This window comes from Paenibacillus sp. ICGEB2008, assembly GCF_000307675.1.
GTDB classification, from domain to species: domain Bacteria; phylum Bacillota; class Bacilli; order Paenibacillales; family Paenibacillaceae; genus Paenibacillus; species Paenibacillus polymyxa.
This window is the reverse complement of sequence record NZ_AMQU01000001.1, coordinates 76,677-88,669: the sequence shown is the minus strand read 5'-3', so window position 1 is coordinate 88,669 and position 11,993 is coordinate 76,677. Positions and strand designations below refer to the sequence as shown.

Here is an 11,993-nt window from a genome sequence, read left to right as displayed (position 1 = left end):
AAAATGCAAAAATTAAAACTTACTCTGGCTTTGCTGCTTTATATATCTCTTTTGCTTCAGGGATGCCGCTTTCTATTTTTTTCAGTAATGTCAGGAGCAGTTCTTTTTCATCGTTGGATAGATGGCTCATCAGTGTGGAAGTGCATGTAAAATGTACAGGCAGCAGTCTCTCCATCATTTCTGTTCCTTGTTCGGTCAATTTAACAATACTCATACGGCGGTCGGAAGGGTGAACGGATCTCATAATAAGCCCATCGCGTTCCAGACGGTCAAGCAGACCGGTAACGGTAGGCTTGCTAACCCCTACTTTCTCCGCAAGCTCTGTAGCCAGCAACCCTGTTTGAATGTTGCGATACAGGAGAATTAATATTGAAAATTTTCCGTGAGATATACCGAATTTTTCAAAGCCTTCAAAGCTGACTTTAAAAAGACTGGAGGATACGCGCATAAAAAATAGCATCGCTTCTGTCGCTCTTACATCAATCTCTGGGATACGCATAGAAAATTCTTGCAGCGCTTCACGAGTGGGCAAATCCCGTAAATCAAAATCCATAAGGTTCTCCTTTCTTCTTACATTGTGTTCCAGTCGACAAATTAGTTAGCCGACTAATCTTAATCGATTCAAAAATGAATTTCAAGCTAAATTTTGTTAATCGTCATGCAGATTTTTCACTATATGGAGGTTGTCCGTGCAGTAGTTTAAGCTATTCACTACATTGATATTTACAGTGAAGTGCTTGATAATAAGTGGATATCGCACGAGACAAAGATACCCAAAAGTGAGGGACCTGACATGGCGACAAAATTATATTACACCGCTCCAAATCTTACGGAGTGGGACACTCATATTACACAGAGTATGGAAAGGGACGGAGCATTTTTTGTTATGCTCAAGGAAACGGCTTTTTATCCGCATGGTGGAGGTCAGCCATGTGATACAGGAACGATTAAGGGCATCCGTGTATTAGATGTGGTTCTTGAGGATGGGGACATTTGGCATCAGGTAGAACGTTTGCCGGAGGAGGAGAAAGTGGCCTGCCAATTGGATTGGGAGCGCAGATTTGATCATATGCAGCAGCATAGCGGGCAGCATTTGCTGTCAGCGATTTGTCTGGAACTGTTGGGTGCGCGTACAGAAAGCTTTCATTTGGGACAAGAGTACGCCACAATTGATGTCAACTGTTCTGATATAACATCCGCGCAGCTATTGGCAATCGAGCAGGAAGCAAATCGGCAAATCTACAATAACCGCAGCATAAAAAGTTATTTTGTAACCCATGAGCAATTGAAGGACATTCCGCTTGTGAAAATGCCTAAAGTGACGGAGAATATTCGGATTGTTGAGATCGAAGGCATTGAATATAATGCTTGCGGCGGTACACATGTGGCTCAAACCGGGGAAATTGGAATGATTAAATGCTTGAAATGGGAAAAGCAAAAAGGGATGGCGAGAATCCATTTCAAATGTGGTGCTCGCGCACTCCAGGACTTTAATGAGAGTGCTCGGATTTTGGACGTGTTATCTACGAAGTTCAATACTGGGCGAAAGGATATTTTGACTCGATTCGAAAAGTGGGAGCAGGAGCATAAGCAGCTCAAGGCGCAAGTGGAGTTTCTACAAGAGGAAAATGCATCGTACCAGGCGAAAGAGCTGCTGTCTGCTGTACAGGGGCATGTTCTTGCTCATGTATTTGAACAAAAATCCATTCAGGAGATGCAGCAATTGGCTGCCAAGCTGACCGCTGAGCATGATTTGCTTGTTTTATTTGCCACAACAGCCGAAAACAAAATCATTCTGGCACATAATGGTAGCCAATCTGTTAGTTGCGGGGCGTTTTTGAAAGAGAATCTGGGCGCGTTTCAGGGCAAGGGGGGCGGTAGCAACCAATCTGCTCAGGCAGCATTTTCGTCCCGCGAGAACCTCTTGAATTTCTTTGAAACGGCCCAGCGGCAGTTCATTCAGGGCTAATATAATGGAGGATTAGTGACGCAGCGGTAGCTTCCACTTTTCCTCTTCTGTAAATAAAATAAAAGAAAAAATAAGTGCAACAACAGCGCCCCAAACGGCTTTATCCCCAATCGTCAAAGTCAGAAATCCCCCCAGCAAGGCTCCTACCAAGAAGGCAGCCAGGATGACACCATAACGCATCGCTCGAATGGCAGCGTTCGTGTCCTTGGTCGTTACAGCGACATACACAGCCTCGATAGCTGATCGAAGGTTACCGGTGCTGACCGTGGAGGTGTACGGCACATCAATGAGCTTGCGGAAGGAAGTCATTTGCACGGAAGCGACGAATGAGACGATCACCACTACTACCGTATTGGGAACTCCTTGCGGAATCAATCCCACGATGAAAAAAATCGCGATTTCCAGTAAAAGAATTGCGCGGGTCCAGTCTGGAGTTAAACGGTGGGTTGATTTGCGTTTAATCCCTTCAGCAACAAAAACCCCCAGTGAAAAGGCGATCAGAGGCGGGATATAGGATAATGCCTGAACCCAGTGCCCCTGAATGACTTTGACAGCCAGCAGGACGATATTGCCTGTCTGTGCGTTGGCGAAAACACCGCCTCTTCCTACAAAGGTATATGTGTCCAAAAAGCCCCCTACTAATGATAGTAAGGCGCCCAGTCGCAACGATTCGGACGTTACCTGATGTAAATGGATTTTGCCTTTCATAAACACGGCATATAAGCCTCCTATACTAAACGTCGATTCTTTAAAGCTAACACGAAAATCCAGGACCATACAATTAAATTAATCACTTAAGCATGAAAATGACACAAAGAAGCCACATCAGGTCCCATACAATAGAAAGGACGTGATGCGGCTTGTTGGAGTGCTGCTTAAAGTGCCATCTGGAACTTCGAGAATATGCTTATTGCAGAGCTTGAACGAGTGCTTTACCAAACTCCTGTGCACCATCTGGGCCGTCGGCTGTAATAATATCGCTATGAGCGACGACATGCTGAGCGACATAGTCGGCTTGATGCGATTGGAGCTGATCCTTTTGCACATCCACAGGGTAGCATGTAGCCGTTCTGCCAGAGAGCAGACCGGTTTGAGCCACAGCTACAGAGCCTGCGCAGATGCCAGCCACTAAAGTCTTTTGCTCATGAGCTTGTTTCAGCAGAGCTTGGAGATCCGCGTTATTCCACAGGTGATCATTTGTTCCTGATCCGCCGATTACAGATACCACATCATACTCAGCCGGCACAGCGTCTGTAAAGACAAGATCAGCCGTCGCTTTACCGTTGTAGTCACCCATGATTTCGCCTGTTTTTGTACTGGCTAATGTTACAGTAACACCTGCTTGCTCCAGCGCTTCTTTTGGTTTAAACAATTCATCCTCATTAAAGCGCTCTGGGGGTATAATAAAAAGAGCTTTTTTACTCATACTCTATTCCTCCTTGAATGTGTAACGTTATTTACTATTGTAGGGTGGCTTCGTCGGGCTGTGAAGAATGCACTTTCAAGTACGGAGGTTACCTGCAGGTTACTATTCATGTGGAAGATCATGATGATTTAGAAGGAGTTAATTGATATATGTCTGATACGCTGAGAGAAGAAATACGGGAGAAAATTGTAAACGGAGACTACAACTGCGAAAAGGAATTAACGCTATCTGTGCTGAGCGGGAAATGGAAGGTCGTTATTTTATGGCATCTGGGTGTGGAAGGGCCGCACCGGTTCAGTGACCTGCAAAGGTTGTTTCCGAAGCTGTCGCATAAAGTGCTGACCAACCAGCTACGGGAGTTGATGGAGGACGGTATTGTACACCGGGAAGTGTATCCCGAAGTGCCTCCAAAGGTGGAGTATTCGATGACTGAGCTGGGGATGACGATTTTACCGATTGTGGAGATGATGTATGACTGGGGGAAAAAACGGGTGCAATCCATCCGTGAGGAAATGCAACGCAGCAGTGAGGGAAAGGTTTAAATCTTGGATGCGATCTTAGATGGACCTTTAACACTCCGTCATATAAAAAATAGAACGCCTTGCACTATGAGTACGAATTGTACCTAGAGCGAAGGCGTTCTTTGGCATGTTAGCAGTCTGTGTGTCTTGATCATGTTAGTCTAGGAAAAATAGCTGTAGCCCATATGGATCATTGCTGTTCAAGGGCTGGTAAAACCTCAATCCAGCGTGTAGCCCAAGTACCAATATGGTCAAATAAAGGAGCTAAATCGCGTCCCTTATCCGTAAGGGAGTATTCAATCCGCACAGGCTTTTCAGGATAAACCATACGTTGAATGATTCCTTCTTCCTCCAGCTCTTTCAAACGGTCCGAAAGGACCTTTCCACTTAAGTTAGGAATTGAATTCTCAATAGCGACGAAACGTTGCGGACCATTCGTTAGTTGAAATACGATCAACACCGTCCAACGCTTGCTCAGTAGCTCCATAGCCTTTTCAAACCGTGGGCACATCTGCGGAATATTCATGTGATCACCTCATGCTCCTATTATTAACGATTCACTGTTAAAAGTAAATGATTTTACTTTACATAAATTTATTACTTGACGAAATCGAATGATATAAATATACTTTGTTACATAAAGTAACTTGTTAGCTTTGATACGGAGTTTAAGATGTAAATGCTTAAAATTTGAACTTAATTTGATATGATTAATGATGTAATAAAAAGAACAGATACGGACGAATCGTTGAGGTTATGGTTTGGGTGCAGGGGGAAGTCGGATGAAGCTAGAATGTGAAGTGTGCGTAGTTGGAGGGGGACCCGCAGGGACTTTGTTATCCTGTCTACTGGCGGAGCAGGGTGTTTCAACGATATTGGTTGAGCGGCAGAGCGTGCCCGGAAAGGCTTTCCGCGGTGAAATTTTAAACGATGAGGGTCAGGAAGTGATCCGCAAACATAAACTGCTCGAACAAATTCATGAGGATCATATTCTCGCCTCCACAAGAATCGAATATTGGCAGCATCAGCAGCAGGTCAAGACGGTTGAGCCAGCTTCAATCCATCGTAATGTAGGGGTGCATATTCCACAACCTCGATTTTTGGAAGCTCTGCTCAAGCAGGCGTCCACCTACGAGTCTTTCCGTTACCTGGCAGGTACAACTGTGACTGCGTTGGAGGGTGACAGCGAGCAGGGGTACACGGGCTTGACCGCCCGCGATAAGAACGGTCATGAGATTACAATTCATAGTTCTTTGATTGTGGGGGCAGACGGACGCTATTCGACTGTGCGCAAGCTGGCGCAGATGCCTGTGACGAAAATTCGCCACGATTATGATCTGCTATGGGCCAAAATCACGGCACCTGCCGGGTGGGAGCCCGTCACTCGTCTGGCTCTGGTCAACGGAGGTCAGTTGGCTTTATTCTCGCAGGCTGAGGGTTATATCCAAATTGGCTGGAATGTGGAGGAGGGGAGCTTTTCCACCCTGTTTAAGCAATCTTTTGAACCATTTATACAGCTGTTTACGGAGGCTTTTCCAGATTTAGAGCATAGTGTGCATGATCACATTCGTTCATGGAAGGACTTCGTACCGTTGGATATTTTCAGCAGCCGTAGTGACACATGGGCACAGAATGGACTGGTCCTGATTGGAGATGCGGCGCATACCATGACACCTACGGGAGCTTTTGGTTTGAACGCTGCTTTGAAGGATGCCGATGTGCTGGCCAGTGAGCTTCTTCGTTTACGCCAGCAGGTATATACCGCAGAAGACCTGAAGGCTTTCGAAGATGGACGACGGCAGGCTGTCACCGAGCTTCAGGAGCGTCAACTAATCTTGGAGTCCACGTTTCATGAACATTTCTTACACATAGTTAAATGATATAAAACCCCGACAACAACGATTAGCCTGAGAAATGCGAGGCATTTCATATATAGAGTTTATATAAAGGATGGTGCAGAGAGATGAACATTAAAGATGTAGCTACGCTACTTAACGATAAAATTCAAACCGTTCGTGGAGAGCAATCCTCGACAATTTTGGTAGGACCGATCAAGCTGCCAGTTAATTTGGAAGGGGAAACGGTTGTTTTTCAATGGTATTGCTGGCTACCTGTACGGGACGAGGAAGATCGCCAGAACTTACTGAATGCTAATGCTGAGACGATTGTGAAGCGATTGTCCACACTGAACTTGGCGGAGGGACAACAATCAAGTGTATTGGTGTACGGGGATCTCCAACAGTCCGAAAATGCATTAGTTCGCATGCATAGTATTTGTCATACTGGAGATATTTTTGGTAGCAAGCGTTGTGATTGCGGATTTCAACTCCACCAGTCGATGAAAATGATTGTGGAACATGGAACAGGTGCATTGTTCTATCTGGCAAATCATGAAGGTCGCGGAATCGGTTTGTTTAGTAAAGCCATGGCTTATATTCTGCAAGAAGAAGGCATGGATACCGTCGAAGCCAACCATCAGTTGGGTTTTGAAGATGATACACGCAATTATGCGGATGCCATTAGTGTGCTTCAACATCTGAGACAAAAACCAGTAACTCTGATTACAAATAACCCTAAAAAGCTGGATGCTTTGAAGAAGTCGGGTATGAATGTGGCGGGACGTATGCCGCTCTGGGGCGATGTGTCACAATATAATGAACGGTACTTGAATACAAAAGTAGAACGATCCGGCCATTTGCGGGATTCCGATCTCAGGGAGGTTCTATGAACACTCACGAAAAATATATGCGCCTGGCACTGGAAAATGCCAGAAGTGCCAAAGGGCAAACAGAACCGAATCCGCTCGTCGGATCAGTCATTGTTAACAATGGCCGTATCGTTGGGATCGGCGCTCATTTGAAGCCTGGTGAGCCACATGCCGAGATTCATGCCTTGCGTATGGCGGGGGAACACGCTCAGGGAGCGACGATCTACGTAACGCTGGAGCCGTGTTCTCATCACGGCCGGACAGGCCCATGCGCGGAAGCGATTGTGAAGGCAGGCATTCGTCGGGTGGTGATTGCAGCACTGGACCCGAATCCGCTGGTTTCCGGCAGAGGGGTACAGATTTTGAAAGATGCGGGCATTGAGGTCATTGTCGGCGTATGTGAGCAGGAATCGATCCGCATGAATGAAGTGTTTAACCAATATATCGTGAGCAAGCGTCCTTTTATTACGATCAAATCGGCAGTAACACTGGACGGTAAAATTGCAACCCGGACCTCGAAAAGCAAATGGATTACGTCTGAGGCTGCACGGGAGGATGTGCATCGTCTACGTAACGAGCATGTGGGAATCCTGGTCGGTGTACAGACGGTGATTCACGATAATCCTCAGCTTACGACTCGTCTACCGGATGGACGGAATCCGATTCGTATCATTTTGGATAGCAAGCTTCGAATTCCATTGGATGCCCGTGTCATTACAGATGGGGAGGCACCTACCTGGATATTCACAGGGCGCATTTATGATGAAGGCAAGCGTAGCCAGTTGGAACAACTGGGTGTAAAGGTATATCCGACTCAGGATGAAAACAGTGATCGGGTTAACCTGCCGCAAATGCTGGATATTCTGGGTGCGGCGGAGGTGTCATCGGTGTTCGTGGAAGGCGGAGCCGAGGTGAACGCTTCGTTCGTGCAGCAAGGACTGGCAGACAAGCTGGTGCTGTATATGGCACCGAAGCTGGTTGGAGGGCGCACAGCCCCGGGCTTTCTCGGGGGAGAGGGCGTGTCTGCGATGAGCGATGCGGTGGCCTTGCAGGATTTGAGCGTAACACAGGTTGGCGTGGACTGGAAAATAGAAGGGTATTTTGAGCGGGAAAAATGAGTGAGTTGTTTTTGGGCAGAGAAGGACGCTCCGCAAAGGGGTTGATCTTCCGATCGCTGTTGCAGTGGGATTCTTCAATTGTATAAGAGATTTAAAGGTAAGAATCCCACTGCAAAGGCGAACGCTTCCGCTTCTCCAGATTCAACCCCTCCGCTCCGCTGCTGCCCACCGCAAAGTCACTCATTTTTCGAAATGGTGTGGAGCATGGGAAGGGCAGGAGAAACTAAACACTTAAAAGCTCAAACTCATTGATTCAAAAACTTATAAATTCAAAAGAACAGAGGATCTGAAGGGCTAAAAGGCCTGGAGGGTCTTTTTTTATAGACTAAACGTTTATTAGGGTGAATGGTTAATGGGGTGAATAACTCATAAGGTGAACGTCTTATGGCGTGAAATCAAAATGACATGATTTTTGGGTTTTTCGTCCTGGTTTCTTGTGTATTTTTAGAGACTTTCGACTCGTTTAGTTAGATTTTAGAAATATAAGGATTGACCTGGAAATAGAGATCAAGCACAATGAAGTTGAATTCAGCTTGGAAGAAAAGGGAAAAGCCTTGCAGGGAAAGGGATAAAAGAATTCAAAGGAGGATGTTGGTTGTGAAAAAAATGATATTATGCTTGTTAAGTGCCAGTCTGATATGTTTAGCTGCACCGGTTTCTACTAAAGCCTTTTCGGGTGAGGTCACACAAGGCACAGGCTCCTATTCAACCACACTACCTGCCGGAGCAGCTACACCGCAAAACGAAATTTACAAGACAGCGAATGTAACTAGCCCAATGCCTACCAACGACTGGTGGAGCAGCCTGGCCTGGGTGCCCTACTCCGAGGCTCAATATCCACATCCGCTTGCTTTGAAAAATCAGCAAAACGGTTTACGCATCTTTAACCCAAGCGGTAAAATTACGGTCAATCCGGGGTACATCGCAGGCTGGATGGATGATGTAAACGACTTTACCGTAGGTCATTCTGTAAGCGCTTCATTTCCGGATGCCAAGGTGGACGGCTTCAGTGACTGGTTTGTCAAATCCTTATTTCAAAGCGGCAGCAACAAAATGAGTGCTACCTATGGGCATGGCTCCCCCTATGTTTTTTTCGAGTTTGGCGGCGGTAATCCCAAGCTCTCGTTCAATGAGGTACCCAAGGTCTGGTCTGGCTCAGCTACCTCCCCTGTGCTTGGCATTACGATCAATGGCTCACACTATGGTCTGTTTGGTCCTTCCGGCAGCACTTGGTCTGGTCTCGGAACGAGCACTCTGATCAATCAATTGAACGGGAAAAGCTATTTTACAGTGGCGGCTTTGCCTGACAATACAACGGCGACCTTGGACAAATTTCAGCAATATGCCTATTCTTTTGTTACAAACTCCAAAGCACAGTACAGCTACAACGAAGCCTCTTCCGAGGTAACAACCACCTTTACCGTTACAACAACCGCAAAACAAGGTACACAAGCGGGTACTATTTTCGCCTTATATCCACATCAGTGGAAAAACTCATCACAATCTCTACTGGGCTATACGTACAATTCTGTACGTGGTCTGATGAAAACAGCGGAAGGGGCTTCTTTTCAAACGAAGATGAAGTTTACAGGCGTGCTCCCTTCTTTGCCCGATTTGGGGTCTTATGATAAAAATAAGCTGAATAGTTATATAGACGAAGCGAAAGCAGAAGTCTATTCTGGCGATGGTGACACATACTGGACTGGAAAACGTTTGGGCAAGCTGGCAGCCTTGGCGCCAATTGCTGACCAGGTGGGCAATACCGCAGCAGCGAGCCAGTTCCGCAATGAGATTAAAAGTCGGCTACAGGACTGGTTTAAGGCCAGCGATAGCTCAGGAAACCTGAAAAGCTCGAACCTATTTGTGTACAATAGCAATTGGGGGACATTAATCGGTTATCCCGACAGCTTTGGCAGCGCGGTAGAATTAAACGACCATCATTTCCATTATGGATACTTTATTAAGGCTGCGGCCGAAATTGCACGGGTGGACAAGAGCTGGGCATCCAATTCACAATGGGGGCAGATGGTGCAGCTGCTCATTCGCGACATTGCCAATACAGACAGGTCTGATTCTAAATTTCCGTATTTACGTAATTTTGATCCCTATGCCGGTCACACCTGGGCTTCCGGTCATGCCAAATTTGGCGACGGCAACAACAATGAATCCTCCTCGGAAGCGATGAATGCTTGGGCCGGTCTGATTTTATGGGGCGAGGCGACGGGAAATACCCAAACTCGTGATCTGGGCATCTATCTATATACAACGGAAATGAATGCGATTAACGAATACTGGTTTGATGTACAAGGTACAAACACCCCTTCAGGGATGCAAAGTGCGACGGCAAGTATGATCTGGGGTGGTAAAACGGTGGGGAATGCTACATGGTGGACCAATAACCCCGCAGAGGTGCATGGCATCAACTGGCTGCCGATTACTTCTGCTTCCTTGTATCTGACACAATATCCGGAATATGCGGCTAAAAATTTTAGCAATCTGCTGCAAAAAAGCGGTGGGAATTTCAGTCCGTGGGAAGATATCGTGTATATGTACAGAGCGATTTCGGACCCGTCCGATGCCAAGGCCAAATTCAGTGCACGCGTAGCGGCGATGACACCGGAAGCTGGGAATTCCAAGGCGAATGCCTACCACTGGATTTATAATTTGGATGCTGTTGGCAACATCGACCGTAGCGTCACTGCCAATTCACCTATTTATGCCGTGTTTCATAAGAACGGTGTAAAAACCTATGTGGCCTACAACTTTACCAACCAAGAGAAAATAGTAACCTTTTCAGATGGACATAGTATTACCGTGCAGCCGAACAGCTTTAATATCGGAAATGGAAACGGCGGCGGCAATCCACAACCTGATATAGAGGCCCCAACCAGCCCGGCCAATGTGCGAGCTACGGCCAAAACGGCTTCGGCGGTTACGCTGGAGTGGGAGGCAGCTACAGACAATGTTGGCGTAACGGGGTATATCGTGTATAAGGACGGGACTCAGGCGGCAGAGATAAGCGGCACTTCCGCTTCAATTACAGGACTGAATGCAGCGACCGCTTATAGCTTTACCGTCAAGGCTCGTGATGCAGCCGGTAACCTGTCTGCGGCAAGTCGTGCTGTATCGGTAACTACGGAGGCAGCATCTGGCGGCAATGAGGGTGGCGGAGAAACGGAGGATTACACCGTACGGGCCCGCTTTGTCAGCGATCGTGAAGCACTGCTTCAATTTACCCCCAAAACAGCCTCAGCCTATGTTGACGTGCATTATACTTTATTAGGTGGGCAACAGCTCAACTACCGGATGACCAACAACGCCGGTGTTTGGGAGCAGCGGGTTAAAGACCTCACCATCGGAAAGGCCGTCAGCTATTGGTTCACCTATGAAAAGGCGGGATTGCAATATGAGACGCCTTCATTCAGCTATACCCACCAGACGGCCTCCACAACGACAGGGGTTTCCGAAATTTCCGCGACCGAGGCGTTGGACACGTTCCAGCCCGGGCTTGCTCCTGAATAAATTCGAAATTATGGATATGATAATTATAGAGGAGATAAAAGTATGACAGAATTTTGGGAATCAAGCTTTATAGAAAATCAAATGATGTGGGGCTTTGAACCTTCAGACTCAGCAATTCTGACCAAGGACTTTTTCATTGAAAAGAACGTTAAGAATATATTGATACCTGGTATTGGATATGGTAGAAATGCCAAGGTTTTTATGGACAACGGAATACATGTTACAGGTATTGAGATTTCAAAAACAGCGATTGATTTGGCAAGACAAAAAGGGCTCAATATCAGTATTTTTCATGGCTCCGTAATGGATATGCCTTTTGATAACAAGCTTTATGACGGCATATTTTGTTATGCGCTTATTCACTTATTGAAGAAAAGTGAGAGAGAGAAATTTATTAGAGATTGCTATCGTCAACTAAAGCCAAACGGATATATGATTTTTACTACGATTTCAAAAGAAGCTCCAATGTATGGAAAGGGAAAACAACTGGATAAAGACTATTTCGAGATCATGGAAGGGGTAAACATGTTTTTTTATGATGCTGACTCAATAAAACAAGAATTCGGAAAATATGGACTAATAGAAATTTCCGAAATTGTTGAGCCACATAAAAATATGGAAAGTAAACCTCCATTCAAATTTATCATGGTAAAATGTCAAAAAGAGCTATAAGGTGAATGGTAAGAGAACGACACGAGGGAAGCAGTTATGCTTCCTCCGTGTCTTTTTT

At 46.1% G+C, this 11,993-nt stretch carries 11 protein-coding genes; 7 read left to right on the top strand and 4 right to left on the bottom strand.

Annotated features, from left to right (window positions below; all coding sequences use genetic code 11):
- Nucleotides 1-19: 19 nt before the first annotated feature.
- Nucleotides 20-553 (bottom strand): MarR family winged helix-turn-helix transcriptional regulator, encoded by a 534-nt coding sequence (locus C400_RS0100400; protein WP_017425590.1) that lies wholly within the window; start codon nt 551-553, stop codon nt 20-22.
- Between the two features lie 240 nt (nt 554-793).
- On the opposite strand from C400_RS0100400, the gene C400_RS0100395 reads away from it, so the two are divergent.
- On the top strand, nt 794-1,969 hold the full coding sequence (locus tag C400_RS0100395; protein ID WP_017425589.1) for an alanyl-tRNA editing protein: 1,176 nt from the start codon (nt 794-796) through the stop codon (nt 1,967-1,969).
- 12 nt (nt 1,970-1,981) lie between these two features.
- Here the strand turns inward: C400_RS0100395 and C400_RS0100390 are convergent, their stop codons facing one another.
- Both C400_RS0100390 and C400_RS0100385 read right to left on the bottom strand, forming a co-directional pair.
- Nucleotides 1,982-2,683 (bottom strand): YoaK family protein, encoded by a 702-nt coding sequence (locus tag C400_RS0100390; RefSeq protein ID WP_017425588.1) that lies wholly within the window; start codon nt 2,681-2,683, stop codon nt 1,982-1,984.
- Nucleotides 2,684-2,876: 193 nt separating this feature from the next.
- Complete coding sequence (locus C400_RS0100385) at nt 2,877-3,395, bottom strand: DJ-1/PfpI family protein (RefSeq protein WP_017425587.1); 519 nt, start codon at nt 3,393-3,395, stop codon at nt 2,877-2,879.
- Between the two features lie 149 nt (nt 3,396-3,544).
- Between C400_RS0100385 and C400_RS0100380 the strand changes: the two genes are divergently transcribed.
- Entirely contained in the window at nt 3,545-3,937 is a 393-nt protein-coding gene (locus tag C400_RS0100380) for a winged helix-turn-helix transcriptional regulator (RefSeq protein ID WP_017425586.1), read from the top strand.
- 169 nt (nt 3,938-4,106) lie between these two features.
- On the opposite strand, the gene C400_RS0100375 is transcribed toward C400_RS0100380, so the two are convergent.
- Nucleotides 4,107-4,442 (bottom strand): winged helix-turn-helix transcriptional regulator, encoded by a 336-nt coding sequence (locus C400_RS0100375; RefSeq protein ID WP_013312049.1) that lies wholly within the window; start codon nt 4,440-4,442, stop codon nt 4,107-4,109.
- 256 nt (nt 4,443-4,698) lie between these two features.
- On the opposite strand from C400_RS0100375, the gene C400_RS0100370 reads away from it, so the two are divergent.
- The 5 genes from C400_RS0100370 (at nt 4,699) to C400_RS0100350 (ending at nt 11,935) form a co-directional block, all read left to right on the top strand.
- The gene (locus C400_RS0100370; protein WP_017425585.1) at nt 4,699-5,796 is read left to right on the top strand and encodes an FAD-dependent monooxygenase; all 1,098 of its coding nucleotides are present in this window, start codon (nt 4,699-4,701) and stop codon (nt 5,794-5,796) included.
- 83 nt (nt 5,797-5,879) lie between these two features.
- Entirely contained in the window at nt 5,880-6,644 is a 765-nt protein-coding gene (locus C400_RS0100365; RefSeq protein ID WP_016820395.1) for a GTP cyclohydrolase II, read from the top strand.
- A complete protein-coding gene (gene ribD, locus C400_RS0100360; RefSeq protein WP_017425584.1) occupies nt 6,641-7,741 on the top strand; it encodes a bifunctional diaminohydroxyphosphoribosylaminopyrimidine deaminase/5-amino-6-(5-phosphoribosylamino)uracil reductase RibD in 1,101 nt (366 codons plus the stop codon). Before C400_RS0100365 ends, ribD begins: the two co-directional genes overlap by 4 nt.
- Before the next feature lie 597 nt (nt 7,742-8,338).
- Nucleotides 8,339-11,263, top strand: coding sequence for a glycosyl hydrolase (locus C400_RS0100355; protein ID WP_017425583.1), 2,925 nt, complete (start codon nt 8,339-8,341; stop codon nt 11,261-11,263).
- A 42-nt stretch (nt 11,264-11,305) separates the two neighbouring features.
- On the top strand, nt 11,306-11,935 hold the full coding sequence (locus tag C400_RS0100350) for a class I SAM-dependent methyltransferase (RefSeq protein WP_017425582.1): 630 nt from the start codon (nt 11,306-11,308) through the stop codon (nt 11,933-11,935).
- Nucleotides 11,936-11,993: the final 58 nt, after the last annotated feature.